Annotated in this window: 19 protein-coding genes and 1 riboswitch; of the genes, 14 read left to right on the forward strand and 5 right to left on the reverse strand. The window is 35.8% G+C overall.

Translation table 11 applies throughout. The features are described 5' to 3' along the window. Positions 1-9 precede the first annotated feature (9 nt). The 3 genes from BR87_RS13395 (at position 10) to BR87_RS11040 (ending at position 2295) form a co-directional block, all read left to right on the forward strand. Positions 10-360: a group II intron maturase-specific domain-containing protein gene (locus BR87_RS13395; protein WP_244877061.1), complete on the forward strand. Its 351-nt coding sequence runs from the start codon at positions 10-12 to the stop codon at positions 358-360. 160 nt (positions 361-520) lie between these two features. Beyond that, the gene (locus tag BR87_RS11030; RefSeq protein ID WP_035032147.1) at positions 521-1456 is read left to right on the forward strand and encodes a dipeptidase; all 936 of its coding nucleotides are present in this window, start codon (positions 521-523) and stop codon (positions 1454-1456) included. Between the two features lie 425 nt (positions 1457-1881). Further along, the gene (locus tag BR87_RS11040) at positions 1882-2295 is read left to right on the forward strand and encodes a YbaN family protein (protein WP_035032152.1); all 414 of its coding nucleotides are present in this window, start codon (positions 1882-1884) and stop codon (positions 2293-2295) included. Positions 2296-2341: 46 nt separating this feature from the next. On the opposite strand, the gene spxA is transcribed toward BR87_RS11040, so the two are convergent. Continuing rightward, complete coding sequence (spxA, locus tag BR87_RS11045) at positions 2342-2746, reverse strand: transcriptional regulator SpxA (RefSeq protein ID WP_035032155.1); 405 nt, start codon at positions 2744-2746, stop codon at positions 2342-2344. Positions 2747-3063: 317 nt separating this feature from the next. On the opposite strand from spxA, the gene trhA reads away from it, so the two are divergent. The 4 genes from trhA to BR87_RS11065 all read left to right on the forward strand — a co-directional run bounded on the left by trhA (position 3064) and on the right by BR87_RS11065 (position 7907). After that, the gene (gene trhA / locus BR87_RS11050; protein WP_035032159.1) at positions 3064-3711 is read left to right on the forward strand and encodes a PAQR family membrane homeostasis protein TrhA; all 648 of its coding nucleotides are present in this window, start codon (positions 3064-3066) and stop codon (positions 3709-3711) included. Between the two features lie 179 nt (positions 3712-3890). Beyond that, complete coding sequence (locus BR87_RS11055) at positions 3891-5525, forward strand: peptide ABC transporter substrate-binding protein (RefSeq protein WP_035032162.1); 1635 nt, start codon at positions 3891-3893, stop codon at positions 5523-5525. A gap of 152 nt (positions 5526-5677) precedes the next feature. Continuing rightward, a complete protein-coding gene (gene ptsG, locus BR87_RS11060) occupies positions 5678-7216 on the forward strand; it encodes a glucose-specific PTS transporter subunit IIBC (RefSeq protein WP_035032165.1) in 1539 nt (512 codons plus the stop codon). A gap of 4 nt (positions 7217-7220) precedes the next feature. Further along, a complete protein-coding gene (locus BR87_RS11065) occupies positions 7221-7907 on the forward strand; it encodes an N-acetylmannosamine-6-phosphate 2-epimerase (RefSeq protein ID WP_211249989.1) in 687 nt (228 codons plus the stop codon). A 90-nt stretch (positions 7908-7997) separates the two neighbouring features. Here BR87_RS11065 and BR87_RS11070 read toward each other — a convergent pair whose 3' ends face one another. Continuing rightward, positions 7998-9245: a voltage-gated chloride channel family protein gene (locus BR87_RS11070; RefSeq protein WP_035032167.1), complete on the reverse strand. Its 1248-nt coding sequence runs from the start codon at positions 9243-9245 to the stop codon at positions 7998-8000. A gap of 108 nt (positions 9246-9353) precedes the next feature. Continuing rightward, positions 9354-9421, reverse strand: a riboswitch (Fluoride riboswitch). Positions 9422-9720: 299 nt separating this feature from the next. On the opposite strand from BR87_RS11070, the gene trkA reads away from it, so the two are divergent. Continuing rightward, positions 9721-11097 carry a Trk system potassium transporter TrkA gene (gene trkA, locus BR87_RS11075; RefSeq protein ID WP_035032169.1) on the forward strand — a complete coding sequence of 459 codons (1377 nt, stop codon included), beginning with the start codon at positions 9721-9723 and terminating at the stop codon, positions 11095-11097. Then, complete coding sequence (locus BR87_RS11080) at positions 11090-12535, forward strand: TrkH family potassium uptake protein (protein ID WP_035032171.1); 1446 nt, start codon at positions 11090-11092, stop codon at positions 12533-12535. Before trkA ends, BR87_RS11080 begins: the two co-directional genes overlap by 8 nt. A 116-nt stretch (positions 12536-12651) precedes the next feature. Here the strand turns inward: BR87_RS11080 and BR87_RS11085 are convergent, their stop codons facing one another. Next, a complete protein-coding gene (locus BR87_RS11085; RefSeq protein ID WP_035032173.1) occupies positions 12652-13467 on the reverse strand; it encodes a MurR/RpiR family transcriptional regulator in 816 nt (271 codons plus the stop codon). Positions 13468-13704: 237 nt separating this feature from the next. Between BR87_RS11085 and BR87_RS11090 the strand changes: the two genes are divergently transcribed. Further along, positions 13705-14214: a DUF1003 domain-containing protein gene (locus tag BR87_RS11090; RefSeq protein WP_035032174.1), complete on the forward strand. Its 510-nt coding sequence runs from the start codon at positions 13705-13707 to the stop codon at positions 14212-14214. Positions 14215-14252: 38 nt separating this feature from the next. Here BR87_RS11090 and BR87_RS13205 read toward each other — a convergent pair whose 3' ends face one another. Further along, entirely contained in the window at positions 14253-14426 is a 174-nt protein-coding gene (locus tag BR87_RS13205; protein WP_169741143.1) for a hypothetical protein, read from the reverse strand. Between the two features lie 230 nt (positions 14427-14656). Continuing rightward, positions 14657-16066: an ISLre2 family transposase gene (locus BR87_RS11095; RefSeq protein ID WP_035032177.1), complete on the reverse strand. Its 1410-nt coding sequence runs from the start codon at positions 16064-16066 to the stop codon at positions 14657-14659. A gap of 242 nt (positions 16067-16308) precedes the next feature. Here BR87_RS11095 and BR87_RS11100 point away from each other — a divergent pair, with 242 nt between their 5' ends. From BR87_RS11100 to gcvH, 4 genes are all read left to right on the forward strand, one after another. After that, a complete protein-coding gene (locus BR87_RS11100; RefSeq protein ID WP_035032179.1) occupies positions 16309-17196 on the forward strand; it encodes a DMT family transporter in 888 nt (295 codons plus the stop codon). A gap of 174 nt (positions 17197-17370) precedes the next feature. After that, positions 17371-17577: a hypothetical protein gene (locus tag BR87_RS11105; protein ID WP_035032181.1), complete on the forward strand. Its 207-nt coding sequence runs from the start codon at positions 17371-17373 to the stop codon at positions 17575-17577. Between the two features lie 202 nt (positions 17578-17779). Further along, positions 17780-18889, forward strand: a complete 1110-nt coding sequence (gcvT, locus tag BR87_RS11110) for a glycine cleavage system aminomethyltransferase GcvT (RefSeq protein WP_084683611.1) — start codon at positions 17780-17782, stop codon at positions 18887-18889. A gap of 61 nt (positions 18890-18950) precedes the next feature. Continuing rightward, positions 18951-19355, forward strand: coding sequence for a glycine cleavage system protein GcvH (gene gcvH, locus BR87_RS11115; RefSeq protein ID WP_035032183.1), 405 nt, complete (start codon positions 18951-18953; stop codon positions 19353-19355).

The following is a 19355-nucleotide window of genomic DNA, read 5'->3' on the forward strand; positions in this document are numbered from 1 at the left end:
GGAACTTTCCTGAACATTGTAAAAGAGATTAATCAAGTTACCGTTGGTTGGATTAATTATTATGGTATCAGTTATATGAAAACCTTTATAGCAGAAACACAATCCTGGTTAAACCACAGGCTTCGGCAACTTATCTGGAAACGATGGAAGAAAGTTAAAACACGTTATACTATGTTAAAAAGATATGGTATCCAACATGATGACGCATTAAAATTAGCTGCTTCTCGAAAAGGGTACTGGAGAACATCCAAAAACCACATTATTCATACAGCTATAACAAAAGACAGACTCATAAAGTGGGGATTAAAAGATTTATCCCAACTGTATGCGTCTGCCCAAACAAGATACTCAAGTTATTGAACCGCCGTATACCGAACGGTACGTACGGTGGTGTGAGAGGTCGGAACCGTAAGGTTCCTCCTACTCGTTTAGATAAACGTTTTTTAACACATTGCTAACAGAATAGCGTATAATCAAATAAAGATAAGTAAGGATAGTAAACGAAGGAGGGAAAAATAGCATGGATGTAATTGATTTGCATTGTGATGCATTGTTAAAGCTGCAAGAAGCTAAGGGGCAATTAAGTTTTAAAGATTCAGAGAAGTTAGATGTGAACTTATCTCGTTTGAAAGAAGGTCAAGTGAAAGTGCAAGCTTTTGCCATTTTTCTTGCACCGGAGATTTTAGTAGAAGACAAATATGAAGCGGCTTTAGAACAAATCAAGTATTATCAAGAAGAGATTCTAGCAAAAAACCCTGAGATGAAACAAATTAAACAATGGGAAGACATACATACGTTGAAAGAAAATGAAATTGGTTCATTCTTGACACTTGAAGGAGTCGAAGCAATCGGCAATGATTTGTCTAAATTGGACCATTTATTAGATCTAGGTGTTTTATCTGTTGGTTTAACTTGGAATCCAGCTAATTTAGCAGCTGATGGCATCCAAGAACCTCGTGGCGGTGGTTTAACAACTTTTGGTTATGAGATCGTCAAGCGATTAAACGAACGGAAAGCCTTCACAGATGTCTCTCACTTGAGTGTTAAAGGATTTTGGGATGTAATGAAAGCTGCAAAATATCCGATTGCGACACATTCGAATGTATTGCACTTATGCAGTCATGTCAGAAATTTAAGTGATGAACAAATAAAAGCTTTAGTGGAACGTGATGCGATGATTCACGTCGTTTATAATCCTCCTTTCACTATAGATGAAGAACGCAAAAAGACCGTGGCCATTCCAGATCTGATTCAACATATAGAGGCATTGGTCGCATTAGGAGCAGTAAACAATATTGGATTCGGTTCTGATTTTGACGGAATTCGTTCTCATATTGAAGGCTTGACACATGCAGGAGAAGTACAAAATTTTGTTTCCGCTCTGCAGAAAAAATTTACCAATGAGGAAGTTGCTGGATTTGCGGCGCAAAACTTTTTAAATCATTTACCTAGCTAAAAAAATTAAAAAACGGTTCTATTATTTTTAGTGTTGGTAAGAAGAATGAGTCTATTCCACAACTTGAAATTTTCGGAGGAATAGCGGCTCTTTGCAGCCATGTAAAGGATTCAATGCGAATTACGAAGCAGTTAGGCTTCGTTTGAGGCTTGAAAGGCTGGAGACACGAAAGGCTCCAGTCGTTCCCATGGCTCTTGCAAGCAGACGCGTAAATTCCGGAGGAAATTTCATTATTAAGCATGACCAACACAATTCGATAAAGAACCTAAAAAACTCAATTGCGATTTTAAGCAATTGAGTTTTTAGATTTTAAAAGTAAAAAATAACACATTTATTCACATACTAAGGGAAAAATATTTGAAGTTAGCTATTTTATCCTGTATGCTGGACAAAGTAATCAAATTTATTAATGTGAGGAAGGTTATATGCAGCAGCTAAAAAAATACTTGTTTATTACTGTTGGGTGGTTATCTTTTGTCCTTGGAGCAATCGGCTCATTCTTACCTTTATTGCCTACTACACCTTTTTTATTATTATCCGTTTACTGCTTTACGCAAAGTTCAGAGAAATTTAATCTATGGCTAAAGTCAACAACATTATATCAAAATTATGTAGGAGAATTTTTGAAACACCGTTCGATCGCTTTCGATAAAAAGATAAAAATGCTGATCAGTATTTATCTTATGGTCGGTATCTCCATATACTTTGTTCCGATTCTTTTGATCAAAGGAATGCTTGGATTTATGTTGGTCACTCAAACTATTATTTTATTGTTCTTTGTTAAGACGAGAAAACCGAATGAAGAACAGTACAGCAAAGAAGACTCAGTCAGAGAATAAACTCTGACTGAGTCTTCTTGGTTTATATTTTGATTTGATCTGCCGGTTAATAACCGATAGGCAACTGCTTTTGTAGTTCTTGTAATTCCAATTTACGGACATCACGCGGTAGGAACCGACGAATGTCTTCTTCATTAAATCCGACTTGTAATCTTTTTTCATCAATCAAAATAGGACGACGAATTAAGCCAGGGTTTTCTAAAATTAAATTCAAGAGTTCTCCCAAAGAAATATCTTCTAAAGAGATATTGAGGTTTTGGAAAATCTGTGAACGAAAAGAAATAATTTCTTCTGTGCCATTTTCAGTTAAGCTTAAAATCTTTTTTAGCTCTTCGATGGTTAATGGCTCATTAAAGACATTCTTTTCCAGATAATCAATGTGGTTTTCTTCTAACCATGCTCTTGCTTTACGACAAGAAGCACAACTAGGGGATGTGTATAGAGTAATCATGGTTTGTCCTCCTTTTTAAGTCAAAGCGATGTTGAACTATGCAAGTGGAGCGAGTATTCAAGATTAAGTAAGCAGTTACAAGTAATAGTATAAACCATAAAAAAATAAAAAACAATAGGTTTTGACACATTTTAGTCACAAAAACAAACATTTATATTATTTTGAAACAAAAGTCCTGAAAATGTAATTTAAACCATCTAGTTTTCGAAACTAGTTTGTATAGTTAGTGTTTCTATGTTAGAATAAAAAAAGAAAAATAAATAGCTAAATCAACATAGAAATAAACTAGAAAAGGAATTTGATAGAGGAGGATAAAAATGAAAAGTAGTCCAGTTTTTACAAAAAAATACTTAATTGTTAATGAAGTGTTAAATGCGGTCACTCATGGAATAGGTGTGGGTTTAAGTGTAGCTGGTTTAATTGTCTTGATCTTGAAAGGTGTGCAATCTGGATCGACACTAGAATTAGTTTCATACTGTATTTTTGGAGCGTCGCTTATTCTGCTTTATTTATGTTCCACTCTTTATCATAGTCTAATTTTTACTCCTGCTAGAAAATTATTTAAAATTTTTGATCATAGCAGTATTTATATTTTGATTGCTGGAAGTTATACGCCGTTGTGCTTGATTACAGTTGGAGGCACAAAAGGCTGGGCACTTTTCTATACCGTGTGGCTGATCGCTTTTTTAGGTGTTATCTACAAAAGTATTTGGGTAGAAAAGTTTAAAAATATTTCCACTTTGTTGTATATCGGTATGGGATGGTTGTGTTTGGTTGCTATTAAAGAACTGTATATAGGTTTAGGTACGAGCGGCTTTGCTTTATTGTTAGCAGGAGGTTTGTCTTTTACGATCGGTGCAGCTTTTTATAGTATGCGTTCAGTGAAATTTATGCATGTTTTATGGCATCTATTTGTAATGGCGGGCACAGCATTTATTTACTTTACTGTCTTATTACACGCTTAAAATGATGTTTATTCAAAAGCCTTAAGTCGTTCTCTTGATAGGGAAATGCTTTAAGGCTTTTTCTTTTAGCAAAAGCAACACGCTGTAAATTGACAGCTTTAATTTAGCAAGCTAAACTGAAACCAATAGAACGAATAAATAATAAGGGTATTATTTAGGAAAAGGAGGAGGAAAATAAAATGAAAAAAGCAGGAGCAGCTATTTTTCTAGCAATGGTTATGTTTACTTTAGCGGCGTGTAGCGGCGGGAAAGAGTCGAATGATCCATCATCTACTAGTAGTTCACAAAAAATGAGTGCAACAGCAACCGGAGAATTAGCTACATTAGACAGTGCTCTATATAGTGATGTCACAAGTTCTGATGCGATTGGGCAAATTTTTGAAGGATTGTATCGAATTGATAGCGAAAATAATCCGGAATTAGGTTTAGCAGAAAGTGATCCTATAGTTAATGATGCAGGCACCGTCTATACTTTTAAATTAAGAAATACGTCATGGTCAAACGGCGATCCACTGACAGCCGAAGACTTTGTTTACGCTTTTCAAAAAGTAGTGGATCCTGAAAATGGATCACCGAGCTCAAATCAAATGGATATTTTTAAAAATGCTGCTGCCATTCGTAATGGTGAAATGGATTTGAATGAATTAGGGGTGAAAGCTCTTGATGAAAAGACATTAGAGCTAACATTAGAAAATCCGATTACTTATTTGCCTAAATTATTGACCGGTACACCTTTCTTCCCGCAAAATAAAGCATTTGCAACCGAACAAGGACAAAAATATGGAACCAATAGTGATACCATAACTTCTAACGGACCTTTTATCATTTCTAAATGGAACGGCACAAACTTAAAATGGACCTTCACAAAAAATCCTGATTATTGGGATGCAAAAAATGTCAAAATGGAACAAATCGACATAGAAGTAATTAAAGAAACCAGTACTGGCGTAAATCTATTTGAAAATGGCGACGTTCAATACACTACATTAGCCAATGAATACGCCAAACAGTATAAAGATTCAGCAGACTACCAGACTCAATTAAAGTTTTTATACGGATATCTTTCCTATAACGAAAAACGGGAAGCGACAGGAAATGTACATTTACGCAAAGCTCTTTCTTTAGCTGTGAATAAAGAAGCCTTCACAAAGACCATTTTAAATGATGGTTCTGAAGCACTAAATGGGATCATTCCAGCAAATTATGCTAATAATCCAGAAACTCATGAAGATTTCCGAACTGAGAATGGTGATTTCTTAGCTTATGATGTGGAAGCTGCTCAAACAGAGTGGAAAAAAGCCCAAGAAGAATTAGGTATTTCTGAAATTGATTTAGAACTATTGACTTCTGATACCGAAGCTTCTAAAAAGACAGGAGAATATTTACAAGCTCAATTTGAACAAAATTTACCAGGAGTTTCCGTTCATTTGCGTAATGTTCCATTGAAGAATCGACTTGAATTAACGAATAAAGGCGAATTTGACATGGCTTTTTCAACGTGGACACCAGATTATGAAGATCCCATCAATTTCTTGGAAATTTATCAATCTACTAGCGGATTAAATTCTAGCGGATATGTTAGTGAAGCCTACGATCAAGGGATTGAAGAAATTCGCTCTACACTTGCACTTAAACCATTAGACCGTTGGGAAAAAATGTTGGAACTTGAGCAGCTGCTGATTGAAAAAGATGCTGTCATTACGCCCATTTACCAAGGAGCTCAAGCTTATTTACTCGCACCAGAAGTTAAAGGATTAGTGATATTGCCTTTAGGTCGTACAGTATCTTACCGAATGGCTTCGATTGAAGACTAAAAATAGAAAAACAAAAAGAGAGAAGTTTTCTTCTGCTCTTTTTTTGTTTGTTATAAAAAGAAAATATTTTCTTTTTATTTATATTGACGAAAATATTTTCGTGGAGTAGAATAAAGCCAACATAAAGTTGTTTAATAAAAGGAGCGAAAAAAATGAAGACATTCTTTGAAAAAGCACAGCAGTTCGGAAAATCTTTTATGTTACCGATTGCAATTTTACCAGCAGCAGGATTATTATTAGGGATCGGTGGTGCATTATCTAATCCCAACACCATTAGTGCTTATCCCATTTTAGACGTTAGTTGGCTACAAGCGATCTTTACTGTAATGAGTAGTGCAGGAAATATTGTTTTTGCCAATTTACCGGTTATTTTTGCAGTTGGAGTAGCGGTTGGGTTAGCGCGTAATGATAAAGGGACAGCAGCTTTAGCAGCGTTGATCGGCTATCTAGTTATGCACTCGACAACAAATGCTATTTTAGGAATCACAGACAATTTAGTTACTGAAGATTTAGCAGCTGTTGGGCAAGGAGTCACATTAGGGATTCAAACGTTAGAATCAGGTGTTTTTGGCGGTTTGGTAATCGGAATAATGGCTTCTTGGCTGCACAATCGTTACTATAAAATTGAATTGCCTCAATATCTCGGGTTCTTTGGCGGTTCACGTTTTGTACCGATCGTAACGTCATTTGGTGCCATTATTTTGGGAACCGTTATGTATTTCGTTTGGCCATTGTTTCAAAATGTTATCTTTAGTATTGGTGATGTCGTTAATGCAACTGGTTATATCGGTACTTTTTTCTATGGGTTTATTTTGCGTCTATTAGGACCATTTGGATTACACCATATCTTCTATCTGCCTTTTTGGCAAACAGCATTAGGCGGAACTTTAGAAGTTGGAGGTCACTTAGTTCAAGGAACACAAAATATTTTCTTTGCTCAATTAGCTGACCCTTCAACCACTCAATTCTTTGAAGGAACTTCTCGCTTTATGTCTGGACGCTTTATTACTATGATGTTTGGATTAGCGGGAGCTGCTTATGCAATTTATAAAACGGCTAAACCTGAAAATAAAAAAGTTGTTGGCGGCCTCATGTTATCTGCTGCTTTAACTTCTTTCTTAACAGGGATCACTGAACCGCTTGAATTTTCATTTTTATTTATAGCACCAGCTCTATATGTAGTTCATGCCTTCTTTGATGGTTTAGCTTTTATGTTAGCTCATATTTTTCAAATTACGATTGGTCAAACGTTCTCTGGCGGACTGATTGACTTCCTGCTTTTCGGGGTTTTACAAGGTAACGCTAAAACTCATTGGATGACGGTTATTTTAATTGGGGTCGTTTGGTTCTTCCTATATTACTTCACATTTAAATTCTTGATTTTAAAATTCAATTTTAAAACTCCAGGACGAACAGATGAATTGGAAGTAGCTGAAAAGAGAGAAAAACCTGAAGGACGTGCGTTGAACATTATTAATGCTTTAGGTGGAGAAGAAAACTTGGTGAACGTTGATAACTGTGCGACACGGTTGCGTGTTACAGTAAAGGATGGTACAAAAGTTAACGAGCCTGCATTAAAAGAAACGGGCAGCAAAGGTGTCTTAGTTAAAGGAAATGGCGTTCAAGTCATTTATGGGCCACAAGTTACGGTGATTAAAAATGAAGTAACAGAATTATTAGGAGATGAATAACTAAATGAATATGTTGGAACAAGTGAAATCAAAGCTAATTGTATCTTGTCAAGCTCTAGCACATGAACCACTGCACAGCTCATATATTATGGGCCGTATGGCAGTAGCTGTTGAAGAAGGCGGAGCAAGTGGCATCCGTGCTAATTCAAAAGAAGATATCATTGAAATCAAAAAGAATACAAAATTGCCAGTTGTAGGAATCGTTAAACGCAATTATGCAGATTCAGAGATTTTTATCACAGCTACAATGAAAGAGATTGACGAATTGGCAGAAACGAATTGTGAGATGATTGCATTAGATGCTACTTGTCGTAAACGTCCTAACAATGAAAAATTGGCTGATTTTGTTCAAAAAATTCGAACAAAGTATCCAAAGGTTTTATTGATGGCAGATGTTTCAACCATTGAAGAGGCAGTTGAAGCTGAAAAACTTGGTTTTGATTGTGTTTCAACAACTTTAATGGGATACACAAAAGAATCAGAAGGACATAACATTGCAGATGACGATTTTGTTCGACTAAAAGAAATTTTAAAAATAGTCAAAATACCCGTAATCGCAGAAGGACATGTCGATACTCCAGAAAAAGCAAAACGTTGTCAAGAGTTAGGTGTGTATTCAATGGTTGTTGGCAGTGCTATTACAAGGCCGCAACTGATCACAAAAGCTTTTGTAAATAAAATAAATGAATAGATAGTAAAAAAACTAGCAGTGAATGAGTTGTGGTTGACTCATTTTCTGCTAGTTTTTTTAGTATATAAAGAATAAATACAGCATAGCTGCTTAATCAGCCTCAAATAAAACGCCTTTTTTAATACCCACTTTTTGAGCGGAATAAATTCCAGAATTTCCTGAACAGATGTAGCTGATAACACAAATCAAAAATAAATAAATAGCATTTTCTGAACCAAATAATTCAATTCCCATAATAAAACAAGCAATAGGAGTATTCGTAGCTCCCGTAAAAACACCGATAAAACCTAGACCTGCTAAGAATCCGACAGGTAAATAAAGCAAAGAGGCCAATGAACTGCCCAACGTAGCACCTATTACAAATAAAGGCGTCACTTCTCCGCCTTGGTAACCGGCTCCCAAGGTAAAGACTGTAAAAACTAATTTGCCTAAAAAGTCAAAAGGATGTGCCTCACCGCTAAAAGCTTGATCTAGTAAAGGTAAACTTAAGCCTAAATAAGAACGATTGTTAATAATAAGGGCCAGCAAAACAACTACTGTTCCGCCGATGAATGTTCGGATAACAGGTTCAGGCATCCATTTCGTATACCATTTTTTGATCACAACAATTGAACGACTGAAGATTAAACCTGTTAATCCAAATAAAGCTCCAGCTACCAAAAGTTTGAAGAATAAGGAGGATGATTCGGCAGGTGCAAGAGCCATTGTGTATTTGATGTGTGACACACCGTATCCTTTGACCACTAGATTAGAAAAATAAGCAGAAAAGAAACTAGGAAGTAGAGCTTCATGTCTGATTAAACCTAAAGCCAATACTTCTAAACCAAAAACTGTTCCAGCTAAAGGAGTTCCAAAAACAGCACTAAATCCACCGCTAATCCCGCAAATAATCACAATCTTGCGGCTTGCTTTATTTAAATGTAACAATTGACCTACATGCTCTGCAATTGAGCCACCCATTTGAACAGCGGTTCCTTCTCGTCCAGCAGATCCGCCAAGTAAATGTGTCATTAACGTTCCAAATAAAGTTAGTGGAACCAAACGAAGTGGGATGTGTTCATCTGCACCGTTAGCTTGTTCAATAACTAAATTATTTCCTTGAATAGCATTTTTCCCCATTTTTTTATAAAAGAATGAAATAAGAGCCCCGCCAAAAGGTAGTAAATAAAAGAGCCAGCTATAAGCTGATTGCTGTTTTGAGACCCAAGTTAAGCTAGTGAGAAAAAAAGCCGTCACAGATCCAATCAGGAGGCTAAGTACTCCAGTTATCAAGATCCATTTTATACTATATAAAGCAATTGCTGTTACATTGTTTTTGATTAAAACTATCTTTTGCATACTTGATTCACTACTTTCTATTATTTTTTTTACTTTATTCAGTTTTTGAACCTAACAAAAAGCAATACAAAAAGAGCCTGCTTAAATAAAACATATCAAAGTATGCTTATTTAAGCAGGCGTCATTAATCACACTGATTGTGATGGTTAAAGGCGAACACCATCGCCGATTTAATTGTTATGTCAAGATTAGCACGGAGTAACAAAGAATACAAGAAATTTTTTGTGCGGATGCTTAACAAGTGAACCTCTTATTGTTAAGGTTAAATAGGGGAAGAAACCTCTAGGTTAACTGATAAAAATACTAAAATAGAAGATTAGACTAGATTGTTCATCTAGAGAGTGATAATATAGCGCATAGGTAAAAAAAAAGATGTAAATTTTTAGTTTTTCGTAGATAAAAATGAATTCTTTTATCTTTTTATTTTTCTGAAAATAGTTAAAAATATAGAGTAAGATGGAGGATACAAAAAGATATGAAAATTGTTATCGTAGGTGGAGGGAAAGTTGGTGAGTTCCTTTGCACTTCGCTTTCAACCGAAGGCAATGATATTATTTTGATTGAAAAAAATAGTAAAATTTTAGAAAGAATTACTAATAAAACAGATATTTTCGGAATTGTGGGAAACGGAGCAAATTACGATATTCAAATAGAAGCAAATGTAGCAGAATGCGATATTTTTATTGCAGTTACAGAAATGGATGAAATCAATATGATTTCGTCAATCATTGCTAAAAAATTAGGAGCAAAAAATACTATCTTAAGAGTAAGGAATCAAGAGTATTCATCGCATATGGACTTTGTGAGAGAAAGTTTAGGAATCACGATGATGATTAATCCAGAACTGGAAGCGGCAAAAGATATGGCTAATTTAATAAAATTTCCATCTGCATTAAGTGTCGAAGCGTTTGTTAATGGACGCGTAAACATGGTGGAGATGGAAGTTACAGAAAATAGCCCATTAAATAAAATGAATCTGGTTGACTTTAAAGATGAATATAAAGATATTATGGTAATGATTGTTTTAAGAGACGAGACTGCTTTTATTCCATCTGGGGATACGACTTTAGAAAAAGGCGATCGTGTATACGTTACCGGCGGCCAAAAACAATTGAATAAGTTTTATAAATTTGCCGGTTCATATAAAGAAAAAATCAAATCTGTGATGATCGTCGGTGGTGGAAGGATAACTTATTATCTTTTAAAAATGTTGAGCCCGTTAAAGTTGGATATCAAAGTTATTGAACAAGATGAGGCAAAAGCTTTTGAATTAAGCAGTCACTTTCCTGAAGTAGTGGTCATCAATGGAGATGGAACCGATCAAAGCTTTTTAGACGAAGAACATATGGAAATGTATGATTCTGTCATTAGTTTGACAGGAGTTGATGAAGAAAATGTCATCAATTCTATGTATGCAGCAAAAAAAGATATGAAAAAAATTATTACAAAGATCAATCGAATATCTTTAATGAAAATTCTAGGCAGCGTGGGACTGCAATCAATCGTCACTCCAAAGAGAATTATCGCCAACAATATTATTCGTTTTGTTCGTTCACTCGAAAATTCTCAAGCTTCAAATGTCGAAGCACTTTATCGTTTGGCGGATGATCAAGTAGAAGTGCTTCAATTTAAAGTCAAAGAAAGCAGTCGAATCATCAATATCCCTTTAAATGATCTCAATACGAAGAGCAATTTATTGATTGCTTATATTATTAGAGGGAAAAAAGTTCTCTTTCCAGATGGGCAAGATATGATTAAGCCGAATGATCATGTTATTGTAGTAAGTACAAACCGGACATTCAATGACATTGATGACATTTGGGAACAAAAGAAGGCTAAAAGAAATGAATAATGCTATGGTAAGGTTTATAATCGGAAAAATACTTAGAATAGAAGCAGTTTTAATGGTTTTTCCTCTGATAGTCAGCTTTATTTACAAAGAAGATAGTGTCTACCAGTTGAGTTTTTTAGTTGTGATTCTCTTATTACTGATTCTTGGATATGTATTCTGTAGAGGGAAAATAGCTCAAAAAAAGATATATGCTAAAGAAGGCTTTGTTATTGTTTCTTTAACATGGATTTCATTATCTTTTTTTGGAGCATTGCCTTTTGTGATAAGTGGCGATATCCCTTCAATTATCGATGCTTTTTTCGAGACAAGCAGCGGTTTTACAACTACCGGTTCAAGCATCTTGGTCAATGTTGAATTGCTTTCTCATTCGATGTTATTTTGGCGTAGTTTTACTCATTTAGTAGGCGGGATGGGTGTCCTTGTATTTGCGCTTGCTGTGATGCCGCAATTGGGATCTGAGTCAGTTCATATTATGAAAGCAGAAGTGCCAGGTCCAGTTTTTGGAAAGATCGTGGCTAAACTTTCTACTTCTGCAAGGATTTTGTATCTTATTTACCTTTCGATGACCGCCGTTATGGTTGTATTGTTATTGTTTGGCGGTATGAATCTTTTTGATGCTTTGTTACATGCATTTGGAACAGCTGGAACAGGTGGATTTGGTTTACGAAATGGTAGTCTCTTATCTTACGATAGTGCTTATATAGATACGGTATTAAGTGTGGGAATGGTCTTATTTGGAATTAACTTTAATTTGTATTATTTGATTTTGATTGGTCATGTTAAAGATGCATTTAAGAGTGAAGAGCTGCGATGGTATTTTATGATCATTGGATCAGCTGTACTATTGATATGTTTAAATCTCTTTAGAACTTACGATTCGATTGGCAGAATGGTTCGAGATGTATTCTTTACAGTTTCTTCGATAATCACGACAACTGGATTTTCAACAGCGAACTTTGGACAATGGCCTCTCTTCTCGAGAACGGTGTTATTGTTATTGATGTTCTTTGGAGCATGTGCTGGTTCAACAGCAGGAGGATTGAAAATTTCAAGAGTTATCTTGATGTTAAAATCAGCTCTGGCAGAGTTTAAAAGAATGCGTCAGCCGAATCGAGTTGTTGCAGTAAAGTATGAAAATAAAATAGTTGACCGTGATATCCTTCGTGGAGTTTCCAGTTACCTATTAGTGTATCTTGTTGTTTTTATTGGCCTAGTGTTAATTGTCAGCTTTGACTTTACTGATTTTGAATCAGCTTTTAGTGCGGTTGCTGCGACTTTTAATAATATTGGCCCCGGCTTAGGGACTGTTGGGCCAGCAGAAAGTTTCGCAGGATTATCCAACTGGACTAAAGTATTATTATCTTTCGTTATGATTGCGGGAAGATTGGAGATATTTCCAATCATTATTCTATTTTCCCCAACTACTTGGAAAAAATAACGTAATGAACCTGAAGAGAGAGACTCTTTTAAACCCTCACAAAAACAGCACTTTACTTCAATAGGTTTTGGAGTAAAGTGCTGTTTTTTTATGCTGAAATTGAAGAGAGAAACTAATTAATTGTGTTGTTCTAAATCTAATGTAACTAAAGTCTTTTCACGATTCGCCAAGTAAGTTTTGTTTTCAAGCAGAGCATAGCACAAAATATCTAAAATGAAATGAATGGGTAATTGACTGTTAATAAAGCGTGGATCAGTAATCGTTCGGTTATCGGAAGCAAAAAGAACCCCGTCAGCAATAGCGGTTAAATTTGTATGATTGCGGTTAGTGATGGCGAAAATAGTATCTGATTCTTTTTTAGCTACTGCACAAGCTTCAACAACTGCATCTGTTTCTCCAGAATTGGAAATACCAATCAACAAATCACCCTTTTTTAACAAAGTGGCGCTCATCAGCATCATATGCGGATCAGTAATGGCATCAACGATCAAACCCATTCTTGCTAAGCGATATTTTAACTCTGTAGCACTAAGTCCAGAGCTGCCTAAACCACAAACCAAAATTTTATTTGATTGTTGAACAGCACTCACTAAAGCGCCAATCTGTAGATGATCAATCAATTGTGAAGAAGAATGGATCAACTGGGTATAATAATCGGTTATTTTTTCTGTTAATTGGGCAGGAGCGGGCAAAGCTGTCAGCTCTTGACTAACATATGTCTTGAATTCTGAAAAACTACGGTAGTCTAGTTTATGACAAAACCTAGTAATCGTTGCATTCGAAGTATGAGTTAACTCGGCCAGCTCTTTAATGTTCCACTGATCAATTTGCTCTTGGTGATCTAGCACAAAAGTAGCAATCTGCTTGTCTTTTTTTGAGAGAAGACTATAATTTTGAGAAATTCGGTTGGAAAGATTAAGATGGTTTACCATTTGAATTACCTGCCTATGTATTCATTTTCTTTTAGAATACCATTTAAATGAAGTTTATACAAAAAGAGGAATAACAAAAAATTAATAAGCAAAATAAAATCTGCTATCAAAGGATTGAATAAAAACTTTTTAAAACAAGCAGCAAAAAGAATAAAAATTCTACATAGTTATCAACACTCTTTTTCGGTCTTTGGTGCTATACTAAACGCAAATAACTATATATGGAGGCGACACAAGATGAGAAATAAAGTAACGAGAGAAGAACTAGCTCAAATTATTTTAGATGAGGAACTATTAACAAATGATGCAACAGAAATCATAGAGATTCTAAAAGATACGAAAGTTTCTAAAGACTTGATTACAAAAAGAGAATCAATGACAGTGGGACAACGATTAGCTGATCGCATCACCCTTTTTGCCGGTAGTTGGAAATTTATCATTATCTTTTTGCTTACTCTCTTAGGCTGGATCATCTTTAATCAAATTACTGGGAACCATTCTTTTGATCCTTACCCATTTATCTTATTAAATCTAGTATTGTCTTGTGTAGCAGCCATCCAAGCTCCTGTCATTTTAATGAGTCAAAATAGACAAGCTGAGCGTGATCGTAAAACAGCAGAAAATGATTTTAAAGTTAACCTGAAATCGGAAATTTTATCAGAAGATATTCATGATAAATTGGATAAGATTCTTCTTCAACAAGCTAGACTGGAAAAAAGATTGGATACATTAGAAAAGGGAAAATAAAAAAAGAAACTGCGTAAGCAGCTTCTTTTTTTATAGCATTACGGTCGTCGGATGTCTTTACCAATAACAAAAGCTAATGCAAAAATTGCAAGTCCGATTAAAATAAAAATAGTACCAATAATAGGATCTCCAGATTTGACTGGTCCAAAATAACCAAAAATAACCAATATGGCTCCTACAATGAGCATGATTTTTCCGAAAATATTAAACATAAAGCACCTCCAAAAGTATCTTCTTACTCAGTATAACAAAAAAATAAGAAAATCAATAATGTTACGGATAAGATGTTTGTGTCAAGTTTTTCTCGAGTGTCCTATTCCTTCACTAGTTTAGGCACTCTATTTTTGTACACCCATCAGCTACCGCACGGCTCCGCCGCTTGCTGGCCCATCTTTTGGAAGAACGTTCCTAAAACCAGGAACCTTCTCCCAAAAGACAGGAATTAACGAAAACTTTTAATTAATTGTCCTATTGCCGATGAACGAGAGGCATACAATGGAATGGTCCCATTCTTTGCCCCGATTGACTGCCGTGTTTTCTCATGCAATAACGACGATAAACGAACCGTTTGGTTCAGCTTGCGTTGTTGTCTCGCACTTCTATTTTGTTGGTGAAGGTAGGCTTCACGCAAGGTGTGATTGAACATCCCTTGTTTCACCTTTACCATAGCTTCGCAACCTTCTGCGCTCCAATGCATCCCACGCTTTTTCATGCGAAAAGAGATGTGTCGTTGATTCGATTCCATTGCGCCTAAACCTCTTGCATCCTCTGGTGCTTGTTCTACTTTTTCACGCCAATCGAAAATGCGATCCCAGTTTCGTACTACATAGGTTCTAAATGTATTCAGTTTTTCCACTGCTGCTGTTTCGTCTAACGTACTTTCATACGTATCCAGCCAAATAGTTAAATGATCTAAATCATGCATCTTTATTGCTTGCTTGACCTGTTGTTTAAGCAGGTTAGTTTTTACGCCAAATGCACGATTCAAGCCTTGGAAGACATGATAAGAGTCTAGCTGATTGAGAACGGGATAATTCGATTGAGAAAAAGCTTCTTGGAATCTATCTGCAGTATAGCCTTGTCCACCGTCACTATTGGTAATGACTTGGGCTTGTTGTAAGGCATAATGATTCGCTGTAAAGGCTTGAACCTCTGCCCAAAAACCAGCGGTTTTTTTAGTCGTCATAATGGCTTTAGGTTCCTTTAGGGAAACGCGTTTTCCGTTTTTATTCCAGCCTTCGTAAAGAATGGCATGACGAACTTCTAAGCTTTTTTTCTTTTCTGTTCCACGAACAAAAACGCCATCCGCTTCGGCATAGAAATAGTCCACTTTTTTCCCTTCTGGCAATTCAACTGCTTCTTCTAGCTCCAATAAGCTTTCTTCATCTTCACGTGCTTGTGCGGATCCAACGCGTTTAAGAAGACTGCCAACTGTTTGGTGGCTGATCGTGACAGCCGTCCATTCATTTAGAATAGTTGCAGTATCTCGATAAGTAGCTTTACTCGCCAACTCAGCCACTTTTACTTCTACTAATGGACTATGACGCTGATATTTTCGAATGCCTAACCACTCATCTAGTGGATAATGATTCTGATCCTTGTGATCTACCATTAAGGTACGATAGTACCGAACGGGACCGAAAATAAATTGGACCGTTTTCCAATCTTCTCGTTTCACTTTCCAACCTTCAAGTTGTTTCTCCTCTTTGATCACCTGATTGATATGAGTGAAGACGTCTCCCACTAATTCAGAAAATACTTCATACATATAAACTTGTATGGCTTCTTCTGTCTCTATTAAATTGTTTGAATCCTTTATTATTTGGTAAACCTTTGATATAATCTTATTCATAAGAAGGCCTCTTTCATTTATGTATTTGCCGCTCAAGCATACATTTATGATAGAACGCCTTCTTTCTTTTTGCCAGTAAAAAATAATAATATCTCGAGAACTATTTTACACATACGGATAAGATGAAAAAGAACAATAATAAAAAAAAGTTCAGTAAAAAACCATAACTTTGTAAGTTAGCAAGTATTCTTTGTAACTCCATGTTAAACTATGCTATGAGAATTATACAAAGGAGTGAAACGATGAAACAAAATTTAGGCAGATTGGGACTTTTATTAGTTACGATTATTTGGGGATCAGGGTACGTTGTCAGTGAAGTAGCGTTAGATGTTCTTGACCCCTATCAACTTATGGCCGGACGATTTTTAGTAGCTTTTACAGCCACTATTTTATTATTTTTCAACAAATTAAAAAATATCACAAAAAAAACGTTTTTTAGAGGCAGTCTTTTAGGCCTTGTATTGTATTTAGCGTTTGTGTTTCAAACGGTTGGACTACAATATACAACACCTTCTAAAAATGCTTTTTTAACAGCTATCAATGTTGTTTTAGTACCATTTATTGGATTGTTTTTATATAAAAATAAAATATCATTTCGAGCATATGTGGGAGCCTTTTTATCTATTTTTGGTATAGGGTTATTATCGTTGAATGGGTTTAACGGATTTAACGTGGGAGATGGACTAACTTTAATTGGAGCGGTCTTTTTTTCTTTTCAGATTATTTTAACTAGTCGATTAGTGCGGACTGAAAATATATTTGCTATTATGATCGTTCAAATGGGGACTGCTGCTCTTTGCGGCTTGCTGGTCATCTTCTTCAGAGGAGATCCACTGCCTGCGCTTACGATAACGGGGAGTTTTTGCGTTCTTTATTTAGGTATCCTTTGTACAATGTTTGGCTTTATGCTTCAAACAGCTGCTCAAAGATTTACTGCTGATACTGAAACGGCTATTATCTTATCAATGGAGTCTTTATGGGGTATGCTATTTTCAATGCTGTTGCTGCACGAAAAAGTTACTTTTCAAATGGCGCTTGGAGCAGCTTTAATCTTAACCGGTGTATTGGTTTCAGAAGTAGATTTCAAAAAATTAAAGCATAGAAGAAAACAAAAGTTGGAAAGAAAATAAAAATAATCAAAAAGAAAGGCAAGAAGAGAAGGTAAACAATCTCTTCTTGCCTTTCTTTCTAGTTATATAAAGATAATATAGAAAATGAAAGTGAAAATTTGTACAAATAGGAAAGAAAAAGATAGAATAAAAGTGCAAATAAGTAAACGATCAATTGAAGAGGATGAGGACCGTATGGATATGCAAGATGTTGGGAAAGCGACTCGTGTATTATCAAGTATAATTGGAGTAACGCTGATTGCTTATGGAATCTATTTGTTGACCGAAAAAGAACCTCCTCAAAAAGAAGAGCCTCCGTCATCGGCTAGCTATTCGGTAGATTCAAGTAATACGGGGCATAGCTCATTGAAACCTTTTAGCAAAGAAAATTCTGGTGATTAATATGAGCTAATTGAACCTATTTATTCAATCAGCTGGGTAAACTATAAAAGTTTAATTAACAAGAATGCTAGTAGCTAATCACATGGTGTGCGGTTATAATAAATAAAGAGCTAAGTTTTTTAAACTGTTAATCAATTAGCAAAAAATTTGACTAGTCATAACTACTAAACTTATAAAAATGATTTTAATGGAGGGATGCTAATTGTCTTCACTGAATAAGTTAAAACAAACGCCACTGTTTGATTATTATCAAAAGCAAGGTATCAAGTTAGTTGATTTTGGCGGGTGGGCCATGCCGATTCAATTCTCTGGCATCATTGAAGAACATCAAGCAGTTCGTTTTCAAGCTGGTTTATTTGATGTATCTCATATGGGGGAATTTCTAGTTGAAGGAGAAGATGCGGAAAGTTATCTCAATTATCTGTTAACAAATGACCTAACTAAAATAAATGTGGGCCAATCTCAATATCATGCGATGTGTTATCCAGATGGAGGAACAATAGATGATGTGATTGTTTCAAAACTAGCAGAGAATAAGTACTTGATCACTGTAAACGCAAGCAATATTGAAAAGGATTTCAACTGGATGCAAGAGCACCTTACTGGAAACGTAAAGTTGGTAAACTGGACTTCTTCAATTGGCTTATTAGCTTTGCAAGGTCCGCATGCTGAAAGGATCTTACAAAAATTAACTACAACAAGATTAGAGGATTTGCCTTCTTTCCATTTTATCCAACAGGTCAAGCTGGCTGAGATAGAGCATGTTTTGCTCTCACGTACGGGCTATACAGGCGAAGATGGATTTGAACTGTATATCCCAGCGGATAAAACAGAAAAGCTATGGCATATCTTGCTTGAGGCAGGTACAGAAGCAGGTTTAAAGCCATGCGGCTTAGGTTCACGGGATACACTGCGACTAGAGGCCGCTCTTTCATTATACGGGCACGAATTATCGAAAGAAATCAATCCACTTCAAGCAGGAATCGGATTTGCTGTGAAAACGGGTAAAAAAAGTGATTTTATTGGAAAATCTGCGTTGACTCTTCAAAGAGAAAGCGGCGTGAAGAAAAAAATTAGAGGATTCGAATTGACCGGCAAAGGCATTGCGCGTTCTGGCTGCAGAATTTTTTCTGAAGAGGGCGAAGAAATTGGGTTTGTCACATCGGGTACCAAATCACCTACATTAGGAAAAAGTATAGGACTGGCCTTGCTGGACACAACTAAAATCCATTTTGGAACAACCATTAAAGTGGAAGTTCGTAATAAATTAATTAATGCGGTCGTGATGAGAACACCTTTTTACCGAAAATAAACAGTCAAATATTTAACCAAAGAAACCAATCTAGCATTTAAGCGAAAAGGAGTTAAAAATCATGAATGAAATGAAACGTTATTATACTGAAGAACACGAGTGGGTTATGCCGATTGGTGAAGAGCAAGTACGTTTAGGAATTACGGAATATGCTGCTAAAGAACTAGGAGATGTTGTTTATGTGGAACTGCCTGAAGTAGGGAATAAAGTAAGCTCAGGTGATGAAATCGGTACAGTAGAATCGACTAAATCAGCTTCTGTTATCTTTTCACCGGTTTCTGGTGAAATTGTTGCAGTGAATGAAGAGTTAGAAGATGCGCCAGAATTGGTAAACGAAGGACCATTGAATGAAGGCTGGATGACTGAAATTCAATTGGCTAATCCAGAAGAACTGGCAGAACTATTAAGCGAGGAAGATTATGCCGCACTAGTGGCTGAATTGGAAGCAGACGAAGAGGAGGAATAA

The sequence above is a fragment of the Carnobacterium mobile DSM 4848 genome, from assembly GCF_000744825.1.
GTDB classification, from domain to species: Bacteria; Bacillota; Bacilli; order Lactobacillales; family Carnobacteriaceae; genus Carnobacterium_A; species Carnobacterium_A mobile.

Excerpts from the sequence above, each read along its gene's own strand:
- BR87_RS11055 (WP_035032162.1), top strand. The coding sequence starts at position 3,891 with ATGAAAAAAGCAGGAGCAGCTATTTTTCTAGCAATGGTTATGTTTACT.
- BR87_RS11070 (WP_035032167.1), bottom strand. The coding sequence starts at position 9,245 with ATGCAAAAGATAGTTTTAATCAAAAACAATGTAACAGCAATTGCTTTA.
- BR87_RS11080 (WP_035032171.1), top strand. The coding sequence starts at position 11,090 with ATGAATAATGCTATGGTAAGGTTTATAATCGGAAAAATACTTAGAATA.
- gcvH (WP_035032183.1), top strand. The coding sequence starts at position 18,951 with ATGAATGAAATGAAACGTTATTATACTGAAGAACACGAGTGGGTTATG.
- BR87_RS11040 (WP_035032152.1), top strand. The coding sequence starts at position 1,882 with ATGCAGCAGCTAAAAAAATACTTGTTTATTACTGTTGGGTGGTTATCT.
- BR87_RS11085 (WP_035032173.1), bottom strand. The coding sequence starts at position 13,467 with ATGGTAAACCATCTTAATCTTTCCAACCGAATTTCTCAAAATTATAGT.
- trhA (WP_035032159.1), top strand. The coding sequence starts at position 3,064 with ATGAAAAGTAGTCCAGTTTTTACAAAAAAATACTTAATTGTTAATGAA.
- trkA (WP_035032169.1), top strand. The coding sequence starts at position 9,721 with ATGAAAATTGTTATCGTAGGTGGAGGGAAAGTTGGTGAGTTCCTTTGC.
- BR87_RS11065 (WP_211249989.1), top strand. The coding sequence starts at position 7,221 with ATGAATATGTTGGAACAAGTGAAATCAAAGCTAATTGTATCTTGTCAA.
- BR87_RS11095 (WP_035032177.1), bottom strand. The coding sequence starts at position 16,066 with ATGAATAAGATTATATCAAAGGTTTACCAAATAATAAAGGATTCAAAC.
- BR87_RS11030 (WP_035032147.1), top strand. The coding sequence starts at position 521 with ATGGATGTAATTGATTTGCATTGTGATGCATTGTTAAAGCTGCAAGAA.
- BR87_RS13205 (WP_169741143.1), bottom strand. The coding sequence starts at position 14,426 with ATGTTTAATATTTTCGGAAAAATCATGCTCATTGTAGGAGCCATATTG.
- spxA (WP_035032155.1), bottom strand. The coding sequence starts at position 2,746 with ATGATTACTCTATACACATCCCCTAGTTGTGCTTCTTGTCGTAAAGCA.
- BR87_RS11105 (WP_035032181.1), top strand. The coding sequence starts at position 17,371 with ATGGATATGCAAGATGTTGGGAAAGCGACTCGTGTATTATCAAGTATA.
- BR87_RS11090 (WP_035032174.1), top strand. The coding sequence starts at position 13,705 with ATGAGAAATAAAGTAACGAGAGAAGAACTAGCTCAAATTATTTTAGAT.
- ptsG (WP_035032165.1), top strand. The coding sequence starts at position 5,678 with ATGAAGACATTCTTTGAAAAAGCACAGCAGTTCGGAAAATCTTTTATG.
- BR87_RS11100 (WP_035032179.1), top strand. The coding sequence starts at position 16,309 with ATGAAACAAAATTTAGGCAGATTGGGACTTTTATTAGTTACGATTATT.